Origin of the sequence: Serratia sp. TMDUHS_CL, assembly GCF_037137105.1 — a bacterium.
Taxonomy (GTDB): Bacteria; Pseudomonadota; Gammaproteobacteria; order Enterobacterales; family Enterobacteriaceae; genus Serratia; species Serratia nevei.
This window is the reverse complement of the sequence record NZ_JBBBDV010000011.1, coordinates 1-21,230: the sequence shown is the minus strand read 5'-3', so window position 1 is coordinate 21,230 and position 21,230 is coordinate 1. Positions and strand designations below refer to the sequence as shown.

Sequence of the window (21,230 nt, the reverse complement as noted above, 5' to 3'; positions counted from 1 at the left end):
TCAGGCTGGACATCCATACAGGCTCCCCTTAACGTGACGGGCAATGGGCGTGCGAAACGCCGGAACGGCAAGGTGCAACAGGAGGCAGGGTGGATACCAGTCTGATTTATGGGATTGGCGGCGTAACGATCGGCATGCTGTTGGGGTGGTTGATCGCCAGTCTGCGGGTGCAACAGACGAATGCGCAGCATGAAACCGAGCTGCGGTTGCTGGAGCAAGCGTTGCAGCAGGCGCAGCAGGAAACGGCGGCGCGACAGGAGGCTCTGCAGCGCCACGAGCAGCAGCTGCGGCAGAGCGAGCTGGAGCTGCGTAACCTGCACAGCCAGCTGGCGGCCGGGCATGAAAAGCTTCAACAGCTCAACCATTGGCGCAACGAATGCGAATTGCTCAACCAGGAGCTGCGCGCCCAGCGCGAGGTTAACAGCGCGCAGGAGGCTGAGCTGCGCGAAGTCACCATCCGTCTGGAAGAGACGCGCATGGCGGCGGAGGAGAAGCAGCGCCTGCTTATCAACAGCGAACAACGCCTCACCACCCAGTTTGAAAACCTCGCCAACCGCATTTTTGAACACAGCGGCCGCAAGGTGGACGAGCAAAATAAGCAAAGCTTGGATCGGTTGCTGCTGCCGCTGCGTGAACAGCTGGACGGTTTCCGCCGTCAGGTGCAGGACAGCTTTGGTCAGGAGGCGCGGGAACGTCACACGCTGACGCACGAAATACGTAATCTGCAGCAGTTGAACGCACAGATGGCGCGCGAGGCCATTAACCTCACCAAGGCGCTTAAAGGCGACAACAAAACGCAGGGCAACTGGGGCGAAGTGGTGCTGAGCCGGGTGCTGGAGGCCTCCGGCCTGCGCGAAGGGCACGAGTATGAAACGCAGGTCAACGTGCGGGTGGATCACCAGAGCCGCATGCAGCCCGATGTGATCGTGCGCCTGCCGCAGGGCAAGGACGTGGTGATCGACGCCAAGATGTCGCTGATCGCCTACGAGCGCTATTTCAACGGCGAGGATGAGGTGGAGCGCGAAGCGGCGCTGAGCGAACATATCGCCTCGCTGCGCGGCCACATTCGCATGCTGGGCCGCAAGGACTATCAGCAGCTGCCGGGACTGCGCTCGCTGGACTATGTGCTGATGTTCATTCCGGTGGAGCCCGCCTTCCTGCTGGCTATCGATCGCGAACCGGAGCTGATCAGCGAAGCGCTCAAGCACAACATCATGCTGGTCAGCCCGACCACGTTGCTGGTGGCGCTGCGCACTATCACCAACCTGTGGCGCTATGAGCATCAAAGTCAGAACGCCCAGCGCATCGCCGATCGCGCGGCGAAACTGTATGACAAGATGCGGCTGTTCGTGGACGATATGTCCGCGCTGGGGCAGAGCCTGGACAAAGCGCAGGGCAGTTATCGTCAGGCGATGAACAAACTGAGCGAAGGCCGTGGTAACCTTATCGGCCAAATTGAAGGTTTCCGCGCGTTGGGGGTTGAGGTCAAACGGCCGATCAACCCGCTGCTGGCGCAGCAAGCCGGCGCGCAACACGATGAAGCGGAAGAGGCGAACGACGATGATGTCGCCGCGCTGCCGCAGACGAAAGACGATGACGATACCGCCGGGGAACCGGGCTTCGTTTCGCACGGCTGAGGCCGTGGCGAGGTGGGGTATTCCCCAGGCTTCTGGTACACTCATCCACACAAAATTGACTGAATAGCAGGCAGGACAATGGCAGATCAACCGCAGGAAACCACCGATTTCGGTTTTCGCACCGTCGCTAGAGACGAAAAACAGGCCATGGTGGCGGACGTTTTTCATTCGGTAGCGGCAAAGTATGACGTGATGAACGACCTGATGTCGTTCGGCATCCACCGTATCTGGAAGCGTTTCACCATTGACTGCAGCGGCGTGCGCCGTGGGCAGCGCGTGCTGGATCTGGCCGGCGGTACCGGCGATCTGGCGGCCAAGTTCTCCCGCATGGTCGGCGAGCAGGGGCAGGTGGTGCTGGCGGACATCAACGATTCGATGCTGAAGATGGGACGCGAGAAGCTGCGCGATCGCGGCATCGTCGGCAACATCAATTACGTGCAGGCCAACGCCGAAGCGCTGCCTTTCCCGGACAATTACTTCGATTGCATCACCATCTCCTTTGGCCTGCGCAACGTCACCGACAAAGACAAAGCGCTGCGCTCGATGTTCCGCGTGCTGAAGCCGGGCGGCCGCCTGCTGGTGCTGGAATTCTCCAAGCCGCTGCTGGCGCCGCTGAGCAAAGCTTACGATGCCTACTCGTTCCACGTATTGCCGAAGATCGGCGAGCTGGTGGTGAAGGATCCGGACAGCTACCGCTACCTGGCGGAATCGATCCGCATGCACCCCGATCAGGAAACCCTGAAGGGCATGATGGGCAACGCCGGTTTTGAAAACGTCACCTATTTCAACCTGACCGGTGGGATTGTCGCCCTGCATCGCGGCTTCAAGTTCTGAGAGGGAGATGCCGATGCTGTTTACCCCTCTGCTGACCGGTGCGCTGGAAACCTCGCTGAATAATCTGCTGTTTCGCGATCGCAGCATGAAAGCCGCTCGCCAACGCCTGGCGGGCAAGGTGCTGCGTATCGAACTGGAAGAGCTGGCTTCACCGCTAGTGCTGGTGTTCAGCGAACTGCGCGTGGACGTGCTGGGCCAGTCTGAGGACAGCGCCGATTGCACCGTGCGCAGCCGCATTCCCGCCTTACTGAAGCTGCGCGATCGCCAGCAGTTGCCGGTGCTGATGCGCAGCGGCGAATTGACGGTGGAAGGCGATATTCAGGTGGTGCAACAGCTGGTTGGCCTGCTCGATCTGGCGGAGTGGGATCCGGCGGAGTGGCTGGCGCCCTATATCGGCGATATCGCCGCCCAGGGCATTACGCAGGCGCTGGGAAAAGGCGCCTCGCTGCTGAAAACCGGCTTTATGCGCCGGCAGCAGGACATGGCGGAGGCGTTGACGGAAGAGTGGCGTCTGGCGCCGGGGCCGCTGGAAGTGGTGTGGTTCAACGAGGAAGTTGATGCACTCGCCCGCAGCGCGGAAGCGCTGTCTGCCCGCATGGACAAGTTGGAGGGCAAGCGATGACCCCAGGCGAACTGCGCCGTTTGTATTTTATCGTCCGCGTTTTTCTCAGCTATGGGCTGGACGAACTGATCCCTAAAATGCGTTTGACGCTGCCGCTGCGCTTCGGCCGCCGGCTGCTGTTCTGGATGCCGAATCGGCACAAGGACAAGCCGCTGGGTGAACGCCTGCGGCTGGCGCTGCAGGAGCTGGGGCCGGTCTGGATCAAGTTCGGCCAGATGATGTCGACCCGCCGCGATCTGTTTCCACCGCAGATTGCCGATCAGCTGACTTTGTTGCAGGACCGGGTCGCGCCTTTCGACGGTGCGCTGGCGCGTAAACATATCGAACTGGCGATGGGCGGCCCGCTGGAAACCTGGTTCGACGATTTCGATCAGCAGCCGTTGGCCTCTGCTTCGATCGCGCAGGTGCATACCGCGCGGCTCAAAACCACCGGCCAGGAAGTAGTGCTGAAGGTGATCCGGCCTGATATCGGGCCGATCATCAAGGCCGACGTGCGCCTGATGTACCGTTTGGCCGGCTGGGTGCCGAAGCTGTTGCCGGACGGCCGCCGTCTGCGCCCGCGCGAAGTGGTGCGCGAGTACGAGAAAACCCTGCTGGACGAATTGAACCTGCTGCGCGAAGCGGCCAACGCCATTCAGCTGCGCCGCAATTTCGACGGCAGCCCGATGCTGTACGTACCGGAAGTTTATTCTGACTACTGCCGTGAAAGCGTATTGGTGATGGAGCGCATCTACGGCATTCCAGTCTCGGATATCGCCACGCTGGAGCAGCAGGGCACCAACATGAAACTGTTGGCGGAACGCGGCGTTCAGGTGTTCTTTACCCAGGTATTCCGCGACAGCTTCTTCCATGCGGACATGCATCCCGGTAATATTTTCGTCAGCTACGAACATCCGGAAGATCCTTGCTATATCGGCATCGACTGCGGCATCGTCGGCTCGCTGAACAAGGATGATAAACGCTACCTGGCGGAAAATTTCATCGCCTTCTTCAACCGCGATTACCGCAAGGTGGCGGAACTGCACGTCGACTCCGGTTGGGTGCCGCGCGACACCAATGTGGAAGACTTTGAATTCGCCATCCGCACCGTGTGCGAGCCGATTTTCGAGAAACCGCTGGCGGAGATTTCCTTCGGTAACGTGCTGCTGAACCTGTTCAACACCGCACGCCGCTTCAATATGGAAGTGCAGCCGCAGCTGGTGTTATTGCAGAAGACCTTGCTGTATGTTGAAGGACTGGGGCGCCAGCTCTACCCGCAGCTGGATCTGTGGACCACGGCCAAGCCGTTCCTCGAGAGCTGGCTGCGCGATCAGGTCGGCATCCCTGCCGTGGTGCGCGCGCTCAAAGAAAAAGCGCCGTTCTGGGCGGAGAAGCTGCCGGAACTGCCCGAGCTGTTTTACGACAGCCTGCAGCAGCATAAACTGTTGCAACAAAGCGTTGATAAGCTGACCAACCAAATGCAGGCTCAGCGGGTTCGTCAGGGGCAGTCACGTTATTTGTTCGGCGTTGGCGCTACACTCTTGGTAAGCGGCACGCTGTTGCTGCTGGGGCAAATCGAGGTGTTTCCTGCCTGGATGATGGCCGCCGGCATCGTATGCTGGGTGATTGGCTGGAAGCGAACCACCTGATTTAATTCGTCACTCTGGTAAAGTCGGCCCTATAATGCGGGCTGGCTTTGAAAGACCCTTTAAAATTAGAGGTAATTAAAATGGGCGGTATTAGTATTACGCAATTGTTGATCATCGCAGTGATCGTGGTGCTGCTGTTCGGTACCAAAAAACTGCGCACGCTGGGCTCCGATCTCGGCGCCTCGATCAAGGGCTTCAAGAAGGCGATCGGCGACGACACGCCGTCGACCCCCAACACGGCTGAGAAAAGCAGCCTGGATGACGCTGACTTCTCGGCCAAGCCTATTACCGATAAGCAGCCGGAAGTGAAACCGGAAGAGTCGAAGAACAAAGAGCAGGTATAAACCGTGTTTGACATTGGGTTTAGTGAGCTGCTGCTGGTGCTGGTGATCGGCCTGGTTGTTCTGGGGCCGGAACGGTTGCCGATCGCGGTCAGAACGGTGTCGGGCTGGATCCGCGCGCTGCGCTCGCTGGCGGCCTCGGTGCAGCACGAACTGTCTCAGGAACTGAAGCTGCAGGAGCTGCAGGACAGCCTGAAAAAAGCGGAACAGGCCGGTTTGCAGAACCTGACGCCGGAGCTGAAGGCGTCAATGGATGAGCTGAAAGACGCGGCGGAATCATTGAAACGCACCTACCGGGGCGAGAAAGAAGAGCTGGCGAACACCATTCATAACCCGCAGGTCACCGATCCGGAAGCCTTGCACGACGGCGTGACGCCGGCGGAAGCGGCAACCAGCGCCAGCGCGCCCGCCGCCGTGCCAAAACCGGCAGCGGAGCCTGAGGCCGTCGCGCCTGTGTCACCGGCCGCGCCAGTGCCAGCGCAGCAGGCTAAAGCACCGGTGGAAACCGCGCCGGCACCTGTCGACCCTGTTGCGGATAAAACCCCAGCGTCTCACCAACCTAGTGGCGATCGTTAATACATGGCTGTTGAAGATACCCAACCCCTTATCAGTCATCTGATAGAGCTGCGCAAGCGGCTATTGAACTCGATTATTTGCGTGCTGGCGGTGTTCGTGGTGCTGGTGTTTTTCGCCAACGACATCTACCAGCTGGTCTCTGCGCCGCTGCTCAAGCAGCTGCCGGCCGGGGCGAGCATGATCGCTACCGACGTGGCGTCACCGTTCTTTACGCCGATCAAGCTGACCATGATCGTCTCGGTGTTCGTCTCAGCGCCGATGATTCTGTATCAGGTGTGGGCATTCATCGCACCGGCGCTGTACAAGCATGAACGCCGCCTGATGATGCCGCTGCTGGTGTCCAGCAGCCTGCTGTTCTACCTCGGCATGGCTTTCGCCTACTTCATCGTGTTCCCGCTGGCCTTCGGTTTCTTTGCCAAGACCGCGCCGATGGGGGTGACCATTGCGACCGACATTAAAAACTACCTCGATTTCGTCATGGCGCTGTTTATGGCGTTTGGCGTCGCCTTCGAAGTGCCGGTCGCCATCATTCTGCTGTGCTGGAGCGGCGTCACCTCGCCGGAAGATCTGAAGAAGAAACGGCCGTATGTGTTGGTCGGCGCGTTTGTGGTCGGCATGCTGTTGACGCCGCCGGACGTGTTCTCGCAAACCCTGTTGGCAATACCGATGTATCTGCTGTTTGAAGTGGGGGTGTTCTTCGCTCGCTTCTATACCGGTAAACGTCGCCCGCAGGCGGAAGAAGAAGACGAGGGTGACGAACCCCCAGCACCCTGATCCACATTGATTGCGAAGCCGCCCATTGGGCGGCTTTTGCTTTGGAAAAAACCATGTTTGATATCGGCGTTAATCTCACCAGCAGCCAATTCGCCAAAGACCGCCAGGCGGTGGTGGAACGCGCCCGCGTTGCGGGCGTGACGGGGATGTTGATTACCGGCACCGATCTGGCGGAGAGCCGCGAGGCCGCCGAACTGGCGCAGCAACATGCGGGCTACGGTTGGTCTACCGCCGGCGTGCATCCGCACTACGCCAGCGGTTGGGATGAACACACCGCCGAGCAGATTTATGCGTTGGCCGCGCGTCCTGAAGTGGCGGCGATCGGCGAATGCGGCCTGGATTTCAATCGCAACTTCTCGACGCCCGCGCAGCAGGAAGCGGCGTTCACCGCGCAGCTGGCGCTGGCGGCGGAGTTGGCGCTGCCGGTGTTTCTCCACTGCCGCGACGCACACGCACGTTTTGCCGAGCTACTGACGCCGTGGTTGGATAAACTGCCCGCGGCCGTGGTGCACTGCTTCACCGGCACCGCCGAAGAATTAACAAGCTGCCTGTCGCTGGGCCTGTCGATCGGGATTACCGGTTGGGTCTGCGACGAGCGGCGCGGCCTGGAATTGCGCGCCCTGTTGCCGCAGATCCCGGCCGAGCGTCTGTTGCTGGAAACGGACGCCCCTTATTTGTTGCCCCGGGATTTACAACCTAAACCCGCATCTCGCCGCAACGAACCCTGTTTCCTGCCCCATATCGTGCATCAGGTCGCCGTCTGGCGACAGGAAGAGCCGCAATGGCTGGGGCAAAAAACCGATGAGAACGCCCGCCGGCTATTCCGGCTGGTTTGAGCTAGGAGAAAACTATGAGCTATGCATTTCCGGGTACCTTCCCTGGTCGCCGTATGCGCCGCGTGCGCCGTCATGACTTCAGCCGCCGCCTGGTCGCCGAAAACCAACTGACGGTCAACGACCTGATTTATCCGGTGTTTGTCATGGAAGGTAGCAACCGTCAGGAAGAAGTGGCCTCGATGCCGGGCGTATCGCGCATGACGATCGATCTGCTGGTCAAAGAAGCGGAAACCATTGCCAAACTCGGCGTGCCGGTGATCTCCCTGTTCCCGGTGATCGAGCCGGGCCTGAAATCGCTGCATGCGGAAGAAGCCTATAACCCGGAAGGGTTGGTGCAGCGCACGGTGCGCGCGCTGAAAGACGCGGTGCCTGAGCTGGGCATTCTGACCGACGTAGCGCTCGATCCCTACACCACGCATGGGCAGGACGGGGTCATCGATGAGCAGGGCTATGTGATTAACGACGTGACCAAAGACATCCTGGTGCGTCAGGCGCTGTCCCATGCCGAAGCGGGTGCGGAAATCGTGGCGCCGAGTGACATGATGGACGGCCGCATCGGGGCGATCCGCGATCGTCTGGAATTGCAGGGCCTGGTGAATACCCAGATTATGGCCTATTCCGCCAAGTATGCTTCCTGTTACTACGGCCCGTTCCGCGATGCGCTGGGCTCCAGCGGCAACCTGAAGGGCGGCAACAAGAAGACCTATCAGATGGATCCGGCCAACAGCGACGAAGCGCTGCAGGAGATTGCACAGGATCTGCAGGAAGGCGCGGACATGGTGATGGTGAAACCGGGCATGCCGTACCTCGACGTCGTACGCCGCGTGAAGGATACCTTCGGCGTGCCAACCTTCGCTTATCAGGTGTCCGGCGAGTACGCGATGCATATGGCGGCGATTCAGAATGGCTGGCTGCAAGAACAACCTGCGGTGATGGAATCGTTGATGTGCTTCAAACGCGCCGGCGCCGACGGTGTGTTGACCTACTTCGCCAAGCGTGTCGCCCAGTGGCTGCACGACGACGCGATGCGTCGTTAAGCGCCAACTGAGCCAACAAAAAGGCGCCTGAGGGCGCCTTTTGCATTACATCTTCTGGAACTGTCGGTTGTCGATGCTTTGACTGACCTGTTTGTTGATCAGGTTCAGCAACAACATGGAACGCGCCTCGCCGTCCGGCTCGGTGTAGATCGCCTGCAGCCCTTCGAATACGCCGTCGACGATCAGAACGGTATCCCCCGGCTGCGGGGTTTCCGGATCGACATAGGTTTCGCTGGCGTGCGTGCGTAGCTCATCGATCACCTTGCTCGGGATCACGCTCGGCAACGCGCCGAAACGCACGAAGTGGCTGACGCCGCGGGTGGCGCTGATGGTGGTGGTGTGAATGCGCTCCGGGTCGAACTCCACAAACAGATAGTTGGGAAACAGGGGTTCGCTGACCGCGATGCGCTTGCCGCGCACGATCTTTTCCAGCGTGATGATCGGGCTGAGGCAATTTACCTGCTGCCGTTCCAGATGTTCCTGCGCTCGCAACAGCTGACCGCGTTTGCAATAAAGTAGATACCAGGATTCCATAATTTCACATGCCTTTCTGCCAGCCGGTAAGCATATCAAAAGCTATTCCGGATACATAGTGATGCAAGTTTCAGCGTGTAACATCACCTATCTCTATGAATATGCGGCTATTAGCGAGGGGTCACACACTTATCGATACGGCGCTGGTATAACAGAGGGCTGAAAATTTGTTACCGTCACAGTATGGCAAGGCGTTGCGCTACCGGCTGTGACGCTATTCATCGTTTTTGACCGAGGGGGAAAGAAATGGAGCTGTTTCTGTTGAGCAACGGCAAGCTGTCTGGCGAAGCCGAGCTGCTGGGGTACGCCAAAAACCAACTGCTGGCGATGATTGCGCGTCGCGGCATCAAATCCGCCGTCTTTATCCCTTACGCCCTGATCCGTTATGACTACGACCAGCGTGCGCAGGAGCTGGCGCAAACGCTGGGCATCGAAGTCACCAGTATCCACCACGCCGCTTCGCCGGCGGCGGCGATCGCGCAGGCGGAGTGTATTTTGGTCAGCGGCGGCAATACCTGGTTGCTGAACCAAATGCTGCACGAACAAGGCCTGATCGTGCCTATCCAGCGCGCGGTGCGCGAGCGTGAGGTGCCTTACGTCGGCTGGAGCGCCGGTTGCAACGTGGCTACGCCGAGCATTCGTACCACCAATGATATGCCGGTGCGCTGCAGCGTGGTGCTGCCGGCGCTGGGGCTGTTCCCGGTGCAGATCAACCCGCATTACATCGACGCGCATATCAGCGGCCACATGGGCGAAACCCGTGACGAGCGCCTGGCGGAGTTCTGCGCGGTCAACCCGAGTGAATCGGTGGTGGCGCTGCGTGAAGGCAGCCTGCTGCACGTTGAAGGCGATGCGCTGCGTTACTTCAGCGCTAACGGGCAGGGCTTCAAGGTGTTCCGCCACGGCGAGGAGACGCGCGAATATCAGGATACGCGTGCGCTGGCCACGCTGGTGCCGTTCAACTGCGGCTGAGGGCCACCCCGCAGCGGGCGGCGTTAACAAAATTGCAGCAACAACCGTGAAGAGGGCTTATAATGCCCTCCCCACTGGCCGTTATAATGATCAGCATGAAATACCGTGACTTACGCGATTTCCTCTCGTTGCTGGAGAAGAGAGGGGAACTAAAACGCATCAGCCAGCCGATCGATCCTTACCTGGAAATGACGGAGATTGCCGATCGCACCCTGCGGGCGGGCGGCCCGGCATTGCTGTTTGAAAACCCGAAAGGCTACGACATGCCGGTGCTGTGCAACCTGTTCGGCACCGCCAATCGCGTGGCGATGGGCATGGGGCAGGAAGACATCAGCGCGCTGCGCGAAGTCGGCAAACTGCTGGCGTTCCTCAAAGAGCCTGAGCCGCCGAAAGGCTTCCGCGATCTGTTCGACAAAATGCCGAAGTTCAAGCAGGTGCTGAACATGCCGACCAAGGTGCTGGGATCCGCGCCTTGTCAGGAGCAGGTATGGCAGGGTGAGGATGTCGATCTGGGCCGTATTCCGGTGATGCACTGCTGGCCGGAAGACGCCGCGCCGCTGATCACCTGGGGGCTGACGGTGACCCGTGGCCCGCATAAGGAACGGCAAAATCTCGGCATCTATCGCCAGCAGGTGCTGGGCAAGAACAAAGTGATTATGCGCTGGCTGTCGCATCGCGGCGGCGCGCTGGATTATCAGGAGTGGTGCCAGGCGCACCCCGGCGAGCGTTTCCCGGTCGCGGTAGCGCTGGGCGCCGATCCCGCCACCATCCTCGGTGCGGTCACGCCGGTGCCGGATACCTTGTCTGAATACGCTTTTGCCGGGCTGCTGCGCGGCAATAAAACCGAAGTGGTCAAGTGCCTTTCCAACGATCTGGAAGTGCCAGCCAGCGCCGAAATCGTGCTGGAAGGCTATATCGAGCCGGGTGAAATGGCGCCGGAAGGCCCTTACGGCGACCACACCGGTTACTACAATGAAATCGACCAGTTCCCGGTGTTCACCGTCACCCACATCACCCAGCGCCGCAACGCGATCTACCACTCGACCTATACCGGCCGCCCGCCGGATGAGCCGGCGATCCTGGGCGTGGCGCTGAATGAAGTGTTCGTGCCGATCCTGCAAAAACAATTCCCGGAAATCGTCGATTTCTATCTGCCGCCGGAAGGGTGCTCGTACCGCCTGGCGGTAGTGACCATGAAAAAACAGTACGCCGGCCACGCTAAACGCGTGATGATGGGCGTCTGGTCGTTCCTGCGGCAGTTTATGTACACCAAATTTGTTATCGTCTGCGATGACGACGTCAATGCGCGCGACTGGAACGACGTGATTTGGGCGATCACCACACGAATGGATCCGGCAAGGGATACCGTTCTGGTGGAGAATACGCCGATCGACTATCTGGACTTCGCCTCGCCGGTTTCCGGCCTGGGTTCGAAGATGGGGCTGGACGCCACCAATAAATGGCCGGGTGAAACCGATCGCGAATGGGGCCGTCCGATTCAGATGGATGAAAAGGTACGTGCGCGCGTCGACGAAATCTGGGATGAGCTCGCAATCTTCAGTGACAGGGAACCGACGCTGTAGCGTCAGGCCCTGTTCTCAGCTTTGCATTGATGACCCGACAGAGGGAACGCATGACAATATTGAGCTGTAAAGTGACCTCGGTAGAGGCCATTACCGATACGGTTTATCGGGTACGTCTGGTGCCCGAGCAGCCGTTTTCTTTCAAGGCAGGGCAATATCTGATGGTGGTGATGGACGAGCGCGACAAGCGTCCGTTCTCGCTGGCATCTACCCCGACGCAGCAAGATTATATCGAGCTGCACATCGGCGCTTCGGAGCTGAATCTGTATGCCATGGCGGTGATGGATCGCATCCTGAAAGAGCAGGCGATCACCGTCGACGTGCCGCACGGCGACGCCTGGCTGCGGGAAGAGGGCAGCCGTCCGCTGGTGCTGATCGCCGGCGGCACCGGCTTCTCTTACGCGCGTTCAATCTTGTTGACCGCGTTGGAGCAGCAGCCCGATCGCGACATTTCGATCTACTGGGGCGGGCGTGAGCTGAAGCACCTGTACGATTTGAGCGAGCTGGAAGCGCTGTCGTTGCAGCATCCGAATCTGAAGGTGATCCCGGTGGTCGAGCAGCCGGAAGCCGAATGGCGCGGCCGCAGCGGCACCGTGCTCAGCGCGGTGCTGCAGGATTTCGGCACGCTGGCGGAGCACGATATCTATATCGCCGGGCGTTTCGAGATGGCGAAAATCGCCCGTGAGCGTTTCTGCGCCGAGCGCGGCGCGCTGGAAGCGCATATGTTCGGCGATGCGTTTTCGTTTATCTGACCGATGCGGTGCGCAGTGAACGGGGTGGCCGAGGGTCGCCCCGTTTTTATTTGGGCGCCGGCAAACTTCAGACATAAAAAACCCGCCCCTGACAGGCGGGAAGAACGGCAACTAAACTTGGCGGGATGCCGCGATTTGAAGTGGTGACGCGGTCATCCCAAGATAGACACAGCTAAACGCGTTCAAAGACGGTGGCGATGCCCTGGCCCAGGCCGATGCACATGGTCGCCAGGCCGAACTGCGCGTCGCGACGTTCCATGTTGTTCAACAGGGTGGTCGAGATGCGGGAGCCTGAACACCCCAGCGGGTGGCCGAGCGCGATGGCGCCGCCGTTCAGGTTGATCTTGTCGTCGATGCTGTCCATCAGCCCCAGATCCTTGATGCACGGCAGCGACTGGGCGGCGAACGCCTCGTTCAGCTCGAACAGATCGATGTCCTGCACGCTCAGACCGGCGCGTTTCAGCGCCAGCTTGCTGGCCGGCACCGGGCCGTAACCCATGATGGAAGGATCGCAGCCGACGACCGCCATCGAGCGGATGCGGGCGCGGGCCTTCAAACCGAGCGCTTTGGCGCGCGATTCGCTCATCAGCAGCATGGCGGAAGCGCCGTCCGACAGGGCGGAAGAACTGCCGGCGGTGACGGTGCCGTTGACCGGATCGAACGCCGGACGCAGGGCCGACAGGCTTTCGACGGTGGTTTCCGGGCGAATGACTTCATCGAAATCGTAACGGGTCAGCACGCCATCGGCGTCGTGGCCGTTGGTCGGTATGATCTCGTTTTTGAAGTAACCTGCCAGCGTCGCCGCATGCGCGCGCTGGTGGGAGCGGGCGGCAAACTCATCCTGCATCTGGCGGCTGATGTTGTGCATCTTGGCCAGCATTTCGGCGGTCAGCCCCATCATCCCGGCGGCTTTGGCCACGCTGCGGCTCAGCCCCGGATGGAAATCCACGCCGTGGTTCATCGGCACATGACCCATGTGTTCCACGCCGCCGATCAGGCTGACGTGCGCGTCGCCGACCATGATGGCGCGCGCCGCGTCGTGCAGCGCCTGCATCGAAGAGCCGCACAGGCGGTTGACGGTCACCGCCGGCACGCGGTGCGGGATCTCGGCCAGCAGCGCGGCGTTGCGGGCGATGTTGAAGCCTTGCTCCAGCGTCTGCTGCACGCAGCCCCAGTAAATGTCATCGATCTCGGCGGCATCCAGCGCCGGGTTGCGGCTCAGCACTTCACGCATCAGGTGAGCGGAGAGATCTTCGGCGCGCACCTGGCGGAAGGCGCCGCCCTTGGAGCGGCCCATCGGCGTGCGTACGGCATCAACAATAACTACGTTTTCCATCTTTATGACCTCATGCCGGTTGGCGGGTAGCGACGTCGGACAGCGGTGTCGCCACCGGGTAGTAGCTTTCATTGCGTTCGGCCTTGGCGCGCAGACCGGCCGGCACCTGATACAGGGCGCCGAGGTGTGCGTAGCGCTGGGCCAGCTCAACGTAGTTGGCGGTGCCGAGCGTATCCAGGTAGCGGAACGCGCCGCCGTGGAACGGAGGGAAGCCAATGCCGTAGACCAGCGCCATATCGGCTTCCGCCGGGCTGGCGACGATCTTCTCTTCCAGGCAGCGAACCACTTCGTTGATCATCGGGATCATCATGCGCGCGATGATTTCTTCGTCGCTGATGGTCTGGCGCGGTTGGCTCACTTCGGCCAGCAGCGCGTCGGTCTGCTCGTCGTTGTCCTTGCGCGGTTTGCCTTTGCTGTCCTGGCTGTAGCGGTAGAAGCCCAATTGATTTTTCTGACCGAAGCGCTGGTTGTCGAACATCACGTCAATGGCGTCGCGATAGTCTTTGCTCATGCGATCCGGGAAGCCGGCGGCCATTACCGCCTGCGCGTGGTGCGCGGTGTCGATGCCCACGACGTCGAGCAGGTAGGCCGGGCCCATCGGCCAGCCGAACTGTTTTTCCATCACTTTATCAATCTGACGGAAGTCGGCGCCGTCGCGCAGCAGCAGGCTGAAGCCGGCGAAATACGGGAACAGCACGCGGTTGACGAAGAAGCCCGGGCAGTCGTTCACCACGATTGGCGTTTTGCCCATGCGGCTGGCGTAGGCCACCACTTTGGCGATGGTGTCATCGCTGGTCTGTTCGCCGCGGATGATTTCAACCAGCGGCATGCGGTGTACCGGGTTAAAGAAGTGCATGCCGCAGAAGTTTTGCGGGCGCTTCAGCGATTTTGCCAGGTGATTAATCGGAATGGTCGAGGTGTTCGACGCCAGAACGGTGTCCTCAGCGATCAGGTTTTCCACTTCCGACAGCACGGCGGCTTTGACCTTCGGATTCTCGACGACCGCTTCAACGATCACCTGTGCGCGCTCGATGCCGGCGTAGTCCAGCGTCGGCTGAATGGTCGACAGCACCTGCGCCATTTTCAGGCCATCCAGCTTGCCGCGCTCCAGCTGCTTATTGAGCAGCTTGGCCGCTTCGCTCATGCCCAGCGTCAGCGACTTGTCGCTGATGTCTTTCATGATCACCGGCACGCCTTTCAGCGCCGATTGGTAGGCGATGCCGCCGCCCATGATGCCGGCGCCCAGCACCGCCGCCTGTTTCGGCGCATCCACATTCTTGGCCAGCTTTTTCGCCTGGCCCTTCACGAACTGGTCGTTAAGGAAGATGCCGACCAGCGCGCGCGCTTCGTTGGAACGCGCCAACGGCACGAAGCTGGCGGTTTCCAGTTTCAGCGCTTCATCGCGGCCCAGCTTGGCGGCGGCTTCAATGGTTTTCACCGCGGTCATCGGCGCCGGGTAATGTTTCCCGGCGGTCTGCAGCACCATGCCTTTGGCGGTGGTGAAGCTCATCGCTGCTTCAATCGGGCTGAGCTTCAGCGGCTCCAGCTTAGGTTGACGCGCGGCGCGCCAGTCCAGTTTGCCGTCGATCGCCTGTTGCAGCATTTTCAGCGCCGCTTCGGCCAGTTTTTCCGGTGCCACTACCGCATCCACCAGACCGACTTTCAACGCGTCTTTGGCGCTGACGTCTTTGCCGGCGGCGATGATTTCCAGCGCGCTGTCGTTACCCAGCAGGCGCGGCAGGCGGACGGAACCGCCGAAGCCCGGCATGATGCCCAATTTGGTTTCCGGCAGGCCGATGCGCGCGTCCGGTGAGGCGGCGCGGAAATCGGTCGCCAGAATGCATTCGCAACCGCCGCCGAGCGCATAGCCGTTAATGGCCGAAATGGTCGGCACCGGCAAATCTTCCAGCCGGTTAAAGACGTTGTTGGCGAACACCAGCCACTCTTGCAGCTTTTCAGCCGGTGCGGCGAACAGAGAAAGGAATTCGGTGATATCGGCGCCGACGATAAACGCGGCTTTGGAGGAGCGCAGCAACAGCCCCTTCAGCTCAGGCTGGTTTTCCAGCACGGTGAGCGCTTCGCCCAGGCTGGCGACGGTGCGGGTGTCCAGCTTGTTGACCGAGCCCGGTGCGTTGAACACCAGCTCGGCGATGCCGTTATCGAGCCAGTGCAGTTGTAATGTTTCGCCTTGGTAGAGCATGTCTATCTCCTGAATCAGCGTATGATCTGGTATGACCAGATGATGAGGAGTGTGGTTTTTATGTTAAAAATATGCAAATGAGAGATTGCATATTTGCTGGTCGGATCACATCTCGCCAAGTTAGTTTTTTGATTTAAAACGAAGTTATATTTTATGTGCTATCGGCATTTGCTGGAGTCTGTCGGCCCTCATACACTTGCCTGCAGCGATTTATCATTCAGACGAGGTAAGGCATGACTAAGGCGGCTTGTGTCAAACGCAGCGGCTTATGGAGTATTCCCGCCAGAACCATGACGCTGGCGTGTCTGTTGGTATTTATGGCGCAGATGGCGACGACCGTGTACCTGCCTTCGCTGCCGACGGTGATGCGCGAGTTGGCAATGAGCCGGCGCGCCACCGAGCTGTCCATTTCGATCTTCGTCATCGGCGCTGCCTTGCCGGTGCTGTTCTGGGGCGCGGCTGCCGATCGCTTTGGCCGCCGAGCGCCGCTGACGCTTTCCCTGCTGCTTTTCATTGGCTGCAGCGGGCTGTTGGCGCTGTGCAGCAACGGCGCCCAGCTGCTGGTGCTGCGCGCGCTGCAGGGTGTGGGCGCCGGTGGCGCGGCGATCATTGCACGCATCATCGTGCGGGATAACTGGAGCGGTGACGAGTTGGCGCGGCGGCTGTCGGTGCTCTCTATCGCTTTTATCACCGCGCTGGGCGGCGGTCAGTTCGTCGGCGGCCTGCTCAGCCAATATTCGCACTGGCAGATGGGCTTCGTCTTGATGGGTGCCACCGGTTTGGCCATTCTGGCGCTGATGGCGACGCTGCCACTGGAGGCGGGCCGCGATCGCGGGCCTCGCCCGGCGATGACGGCTACCTACTTCGCCATCCTGCAGCGGCCGGGATTTTTTTGGCCGGCCTGCGTCGGCGGGCTGGGTTTCGCCACCACGGTGACGTTGCAGGAGGTGAGCCCGTTCGTCATGCAACAGGGTTTTGGTCTCAACGTCACGGCGTTCGGCGCGCTGGGCTTGGTGATCGGCATCGCCTACTTTAGCGGCGCGTTGACGGTGAACCGTACGGTGGCGCGCGTCGGCGGGAAAAAACTGATGCAAACCGGCAGCGGCATCGTGGCCCTGGCGACGGTGGCGATCCTGATATTGTGGTGGAGCGGCATTCTGGCCGGCCTTTCCGGTATGGCGCTGTTCATCGCGCTGTATTGCCTGACTATTTTTGGCCAGGCGGTGTTGTTTCCCAACAGCATGGCGATGGCGGTCAGCGACGCCAAAGAGTACGGTGCCTATGCGATGGCACTGTGTGGCTTTCTGCAGCAGTGTCTGGCGGGCGTCGCCGCGGCCGGCGCGGTGTTGTTGGAGCACCATGGCCTGTGGGCGCTGGCGATAGCGGTGCTCGGCCTGGCCGGTTGGCTAATGGTTAAACTGCGGATGTAACGGCATTTGCAGGGAATTGCGAGCTGCTCCGCATGCCCAACGCGATGAGGTTGGTGCGTCGGAGCGCTGTGTTAAGATGGCTTCTTTCGTGCTAAGGCATAAGGGTACTGTGATGGAAACGCTGGCTTCTTTGTATAACGACCACCTGGCAGAGCTGCAAAAACGCGCGCGCGAAGTGCTGGAGCGCAACAAGTTGGATGCGCTGCTGATTCACTCCGGAGAACTGCAAAAGGTATTTTTGGACGACCATAGCTATCCGTTCAAAGTGAACGCGCATTTCAAAGCCTGGGTGCCGGTGACGTCGGTGCCGAACTGCTGGTTGTGGATCGACGGTGTTAACAAGCCGAAGCTGTGGTTCTACTCCCCGGTTGACTACTGGCACAGCGTAGAGCCGCTGCCGGAGAGTTTCTGGACCAAATCCCTTGAATTGATGCCGCTGGCCAACGCCGACGCCATCGCCCAGCAGCTTCCGCCGCAGCGCGAGCGCGTGGGCTATATCGGTTATGCGCAACAGCGCGCCCGCGATCTCGGCATCCCTTCCGAGAACATCAACCCGAAAGCGGTGTTGAACTACCTGGATTTCCACCGTTCGATCAAAACCGGCTATGAGCTGGCCTGCATGCGCGAAGCGCAGAAGACGGCGGTAACCGGCCATCGTGCGGCGCATGAGGCCTTCCTCTCCGGCATGAGCGAGTTCGACATCAACCTGGCCTACCTGACGGCGACCGGCCACCGCGATACCGACGTGCCTTACGACAACATCGTGGCGCTGAACGAACACGCTTCGGTACTGCACTACACCAAGCTGGATCATCAGCCGCCGGCCGAATCCCTGAGTTTTCTGATCGACGCCGGCGCGGAATATAACGGCTACGCCGCCGATCTGACCCGCACCTACGCGGCGCAAAGCGGCAGCGAGTTCGCCCACCTGGTGAAAGATCTCAACGGTGAGCAGCTGGCGTTGATCGACACCATCAAAACCGGCGTGCGTTATACCGACTACCATGTGCAGATGCACCAGCGCATCGCCAAGCTGCTCAAGAATCACAAGTTGGTGAACGGCCTCAGCGAAGAGGCGATGGTTGAAACGGGTATCACTACGCCGTTCCTGCCGCACGGGCTGGGCCACCCGCTGGGCCTGCAGGTGCACGACGCCGCCGGCTTTATGCAGGACGAGCAAGGCACCCATCTGGCGGCGCCGTCCAAGTATCCGTTCCTGCGCTGCACTCGCGTGTTGCAGCCGGGCATGGTGTTGACCATCGAGCCGGGTCTGTACTTCATCGACTCTCTGTTGGCGCCGTGGCGCAGCGGTGAGTTCAAGCAGCACTTCGCCTGGGATCGCATCGATGCGCTGAAGCCGTACGGCGGCATCCGCATCGAAGACAACATTGTGATCCACGAAAAGCGCATCGAGAACATGACGCGCGATCTGAACCTGGCCTGATGCGGCCGTACCCGATACCGGCGGAAGCGACCTGCTTTACCGAAGAAATAAAGAAGAGCCGTTTTATCACCCTGCTGGCGCCGACCAGCGGGGTAGAAGCGGCAAAGGCGTTTATTCAGCAGGTGCGGGATGAGCACCCAACGGCGCGGCACCATTGTTGGGCATTCGTCGCCGGCAGCCCCGATGACTCGCAGCAGCTGGGGTTCTCCGACGATGGAGAACCGTCGGGCACCGCCGGCAAACCGATCCTCGCGCAGCTGATGGGCAGCGGTATCGGCGAAGTGACCGCCGTGGTCGTTCGTTACTATGGCGGCGTCAAGTTGGGCACCGGCGGGCTGGTGAAAGCCTATGGCAACGGTGTTCAACAGGCGTTGAAGCAGTTGGCGTTGGTACAAAAGGTGCCGGAAGCAGAATATATCTTGCAGTGCGACTATGCGCAGTTGGCGCTGGTGGAGAACTTGCTGCAGCAAACCGCAGGCCGGATCCTGCAGGGCGAATACGGCGCCGCCGTCGTGCTGCATCTGGCCTTGCCGGCCACCGAGGTCGAGCTGTTTGGAAATAAATTGCGTGATCTCAGTCGCGGTAATTTGCAATTAACCCCCATTTCGCAATAATTCCTCCCAATTGAATTGCTAAGGATCGTGCTGAAATGCATTTTCGCGCCATAACCCGTATCGTTGGTCTGCTGGTCATCCTGTTCTCCGGGACGATGTTTATTCCCGGCCTGGTGGCATTGATTTACCGCGATGGGGCGGGGCGTGCGTTCAGCCAAACCTTCTTCGTGGCGCTGACCATCGGTCTGATGCTGTGGTGGCCGAACCGCAAACAGAAACACGAGCTGAAGCCCCGAGAAGGCTTTCTGATCGTCGTGCTGTTCTGGACCGTGCTGGGCAGCGTGGGGGCATTGCCGTTCCTGTTTTCGGAACGGCCCAACCTGTCGCTGACCGACGCCTTCTTTGAATCCTTCTCGGGATTGACGACCACCGGTGCGACGACGCTGGTGGGATTGGACTCGCTGCCGAAGGCCATTCTGTTCTATCGCCAGATGCTGCAATGGATGGGCGGCATGGGGATCATCGTATTGGCGGTGGCGATACTGCCGATACTCGGCGTCGGCGGCATGCAGCTGTATCGGGCGGAAATGCCCGGGCCGCTGAAAGACAACAAGATGCGTCCACGCATCGCCGAAACCGCCAAAACCCTGTGGCTAATCTATGTATTGCTGACCGTCGCCTGTGCGCTGGCGCTCTGGGGGGCTGGGATGTCGGTGTTCGACGCCATCGGCCACAGTTTCTCGACCATTGCCATCGGCGGTTTTTCTACCCACGACGCCAGTATCGGTTATTACGCCAGTCCGACCATCAACACCATCATCGCCGTGTTCCTGCTGATTTCAGGCTGTAACTACGGCTTGCACTTCGCTTTGCTAAGCGGTCGCAGTCTGAAGGTGTATGGGCGCGATCCTGAATTCCGCATGTTCATCTTCGTCCAGTTGACGCTGGTGGTGGTATGCACGTTGGTGCTCTGGGGGCATGGCGTCTATAAGAGCGGTATGGAAACGCTCAATCAGGCGTTCTTCCAGGTGGTATCGATGGCGACCACGGCCGGTTTTACGACCGACAGCATCGCCAAGTGGCCGCTGTTTCTGCCTATGTTGTTGCTGTGCTCGGCGTTCATCGGCGGTTGCGCCGGCTCGACCGGCGGTGGCCTGAAGGTGATCCGTATCCTGCTTCTGTACCTGCAGGGCTCGCGCGAGTTGAAAAGGTTGGTGCACCCCAACGCGGTCTATACCATCAAATTGGGCAACCGCGCGCTGCCGGAACGCATCCTGGAGGCGGTATGGGGATTCTTCTCTGCCTATGCGCTGGTGTTTATCGTCAGCATGCTGGCGATCATTGCCACCGGCGTTGACGATTTTTCCGCGTTCGCCGCAGTGACGGCAACGCTCAATAACCTCGGCCCCGGCCTGGGCGTAGTGGCGGATAACTTCACCACGATGCCGGCGGCGGCCAAGTGGATCCTGGTGGTGACGATGCTGTTCGGGCGCCTGGAAGTGTTCACATTGCTGGTGCTGTTCACGCCAACCTTCTGGCGTGAGTGAGTCTGATATAAGGAGTACGCCATGAAGGCATTGATACTTTATTCGAGCCGTGACGGGCAAACACGCGCTATCGCTTCTTATATAGCAAGCAAGCTGCAGGACACGCTGCGTTGTGAGGTGATCGATCTGCTGCAGGCGCAACAGGTCGATCTTAGCCAGTATCAGCAGGTGATGATCGGCGCTTCTATCCGTTACGGGCACTTTAACCCGGCGCTGGATAAATTCGTCAAGCGTCATGCCGAGCAACTGAATCGAATGCCGAGCGCGTTCTTTGCCGTGAACCTGACCGCGCGTAAACCGGAAAAGCGCTCGCCGCAAACCAACGCTTATACTCGCAAGTTCCTGCTGGCCTCGCCGTGGCAGCCAAAACAGTGCGCGGTGTTTGCCGGCGCATTGCGTTATCCGCGCTATCGCTGGTTCGACCGCATCATGATTCAATTTATTATGCGTATGACGGGCGGTGAAACGGATACCAGTAAGGAAGTGGAGTACACCGATTGGCAGCAGGTCGACCGTTTCGCCCAGGAATTTAGCCAGATCCAGTACGAAAAGTGACAAAAATGCGGGTTTGGCCAGCGTTTTGCCGAAAAAAA

The 21,230-nt window shown here is 60.0% G+C and carries 20 protein-coding genes; 17 read left to right on the top strand and 3 right to left on the bottom strand.

The window, feature by feature from the left end; translation table 11 throughout:
• Positions 1 to 89 precede the first annotated feature (89 nt).
• The 9 genes from rmuC (at position 90) to hemB (ending at position 8,285) form a co-directional block, all read left to right on the top strand.
• Positions 90 to 1,637: a DNA recombination protein RmuC gene (rmuC, locus tag WCL58_RS18910; RefSeq protein WP_060424144.1), complete on the top strand. Its 1,548-nt coding sequence runs from the start codon at positions 90 to 92 to the stop codon at positions 1,635 to 1,637.
• Between the two features lie 78 nt (positions 1,638 to 1,715).
• Positions 1,716 to 2,471, top strand: coding sequence for a bifunctional demethylmenaquinone methyltransferase/2-methoxy-6-polyprenyl-1,4-benzoquinol methylase UbiE (gene ubiE, locus WCL58_RS18905; RefSeq protein WP_025304918.1), 756 nt, complete (start codon positions 1,716 to 1,718; stop codon positions 2,469 to 2,471).
• A gap of 13 nt (positions 2,472 to 2,484) precedes the next feature.
• Positions 2,485 to 3,093 carry a ubiquinone biosynthesis protein UbiJ gene (ubiJ, locus tag WCL58_RS18900; protein WP_060424142.1) on the top strand — a complete coding sequence of 203 codons (609 nt, stop codon included), beginning with the start codon at positions 2,485 to 2,487 and terminating at the stop codon, positions 3,091 to 3,093.
• The gene (gene ubiB / locus WCL58_RS18895; protein WP_038874180.1) at positions 3,090 to 4,721 is read left to right on the top strand and encodes a ubiquinone biosynthesis regulatory protein kinase UbiB; all 1,632 of its coding nucleotides are present in this window, start codon (positions 3,090 to 3,092) and stop codon (positions 4,719 to 4,721) included. The genes ubiJ and ubiB overlap by 4 nt, the downstream gene beginning before the upstream one ends.
• Before the next feature lie 80 nt (positions 4,722 to 4,801).
• A complete protein-coding gene (tatA, locus tag WCL58_RS18890) occupies positions 4,802 to 5,065 on the top strand; it encodes a Sec-independent protein translocase subunit TatA (protein ID WP_004934452.1) in 264 nt (87 codons plus the stop codon).
• A gap of 3 nt (positions 5,066 to 5,068) precedes the next feature.
• On the top strand, positions 5,069 to 5,638 hold the full coding sequence (gene tatB, locus WCL58_RS18885; protein WP_180548011.1) for a Sec-independent protein translocase protein TatB: 570 nt from the start codon (positions 5,069 to 5,071) through the stop codon (positions 5,636 to 5,638).
• Between the two features lie 3 nt (positions 5,639 to 5,641).
• Positions 5,642 to 6,412: a Sec-independent protein translocase subunit TatC gene (gene tatC / locus WCL58_RS18880; protein WP_004934456.1), complete on the top strand. Its 771-nt coding sequence runs from the start codon at positions 5,642 to 5,644 to the stop codon at positions 6,410 to 6,412.
• Positions 6,413 to 6,465: 53 nt separating this feature from the next.
• Positions 6,466 to 7,248 (top strand): 3'-5' ssDNA/RNA exonuclease TatD, encoded by a 783-nt coding sequence (gene tatD, locus WCL58_RS18875; RefSeq protein WP_070915677.1) that lies wholly within the window; start codon positions 6,466 to 6,468, stop codon positions 7,246 to 7,248.
• Positions 7,249 to 7,262: 14 nt separating this feature from the next.
• Positions 7,263 to 8,285 carry a porphobilinogen synthase gene (gene hemB, locus WCL58_RS18870; protein WP_033636707.1) on the top strand — a complete coding sequence of 341 codons (1,023 nt, stop codon included), beginning with the start codon at positions 7,263 to 7,265 and terminating at the stop codon, positions 8,283 to 8,285.
• A gap of 45 nt (positions 8,286 to 8,330) precedes the next feature.
• Here hemB and rfaH read toward each other — a convergent pair whose 3' ends face one another.
• Positions 8,331 to 8,819, bottom strand: a complete 489-nt coding sequence (gene rfaH, locus WCL58_RS18865) for a transcription/translation regulatory transformer protein RfaH (protein WP_004934466.1) — start codon at positions 8,817 to 8,819, stop codon at positions 8,331 to 8,333.
• A 246-nt stretch (positions 8,820 to 9,065) separates the two neighbouring features.
• Here rfaH and pepE point away from each other — a divergent pair, with 246 nt between their 5' ends.
• The 3 genes from pepE (at position 9,066) to fre (ending at position 12,126) form a co-directional block, all read left to right on the top strand.
• On the top strand, positions 9,066 to 9,791 hold the full coding sequence (pepE, locus tag WCL58_RS18860; RefSeq protein ID WP_159318834.1) for a dipeptidase PepE: 726 nt from the start codon (positions 9,066 to 9,068) through the stop codon (positions 9,789 to 9,791).
• A gap of 86 nt (positions 9,792 to 9,877) precedes the next feature.
• Positions 9,878 to 11,374 (top strand): 4-hydroxy-3-polyprenylbenzoate decarboxylase, encoded by a 1,497-nt coding sequence (gene ubiD, locus WCL58_RS18855; protein ID WP_025304926.1) that lies wholly within the window; start codon positions 9,878 to 9,880, stop codon positions 11,372 to 11,374.
• Positions 11,375 to 11,424: 50 nt separating this feature from the next.
• Positions 11,425 to 12,126: an NAD(P)H-flavin reductase gene (gene fre, locus WCL58_RS18850; protein ID WP_004934474.1), complete on the top strand. Its 702-nt coding sequence runs from the start codon at positions 11,425 to 11,427 to the stop codon at positions 12,124 to 12,126.
• A 172-nt stretch (positions 12,127 to 12,298) separates the two neighbouring features.
• On the opposite strand, the gene fadA is transcribed toward fre, so the two are convergent.
• Positions 12,299 to 13,462 carry an acetyl-CoA C-acyltransferase FadA gene (gene fadA / locus WCL58_RS18845; RefSeq protein ID WP_025304928.1) on the bottom strand — a complete coding sequence of 388 codons (1,164 nt, stop codon included), beginning with the start codon at positions 13,460 to 13,462 and terminating at the stop codon, positions 12,299 to 12,301.
• 10 nt (positions 13,463 to 13,472) lie between these two features.
• A complete protein-coding gene (gene fadB / locus WCL58_RS18840; RefSeq protein WP_197784385.1) occupies positions 13,473 to 15,662 on the bottom strand; it encodes a fatty acid oxidation complex subunit alpha FadB in 2,190 nt (729 codons plus the stop codon).
• Between the two features lie 233 nt (positions 15,663 to 15,895).
• Between fadB and WCL58_RS18835 the strand changes: the two genes are divergently transcribed.
• From WCL58_RS18835 to hemG, 5 genes are all read left to right on the top strand, one after another.
• On the top strand, positions 15,896 to 17,092 hold the full coding sequence (locus WCL58_RS18835) for an MFS transporter (protein ID WP_180548014.1): 1,197 nt from the start codon (positions 15,896 to 15,898) through the stop codon (positions 17,090 to 17,092).
• Between the two features lie 112 nt (positions 17,093 to 17,204).
• A complete protein-coding gene (gene pepQ, locus WCL58_RS18830; RefSeq protein WP_070915666.1) occupies positions 17,205 to 18,536 on the top strand; it encodes a Xaa-Pro dipeptidase in 1,332 nt (443 codons plus the stop codon).
• Positions 18,536 to 19,150, top strand: coding sequence for an IMPACT family protein (locus tag WCL58_RS18825; protein WP_087762646.1), 615 nt, complete (start codon positions 18,536 to 18,538; stop codon positions 19,148 to 19,150). Before pepQ ends, WCL58_RS18825 begins: the two co-directional genes overlap by 1 nt.
• Before the next feature lie 35 nt (positions 19,151 to 19,185).
• The gene (trkH, locus tag WCL58_RS18820; protein ID WP_004934492.1) at positions 19,186 to 20,637 is read left to right on the top strand and encodes a Trk system potassium transporter TrkH; all 1,452 of its coding nucleotides are present in this window, start codon (positions 19,186 to 19,188) and stop codon (positions 20,635 to 20,637) included.
• A 21-nt stretch (positions 20,638 to 20,658) separates the two neighbouring features.
• Entirely contained in the window at positions 20,659 to 21,192 is a 534-nt protein-coding gene (gene hemG, locus WCL58_RS18815) for a menaquinone-dependent protoporphyrinogen IX dehydrogenase (RefSeq protein WP_070915670.1), read from the top strand.
• Positions 21,193 to 21,230: the final 38 nt, after the last annotated feature.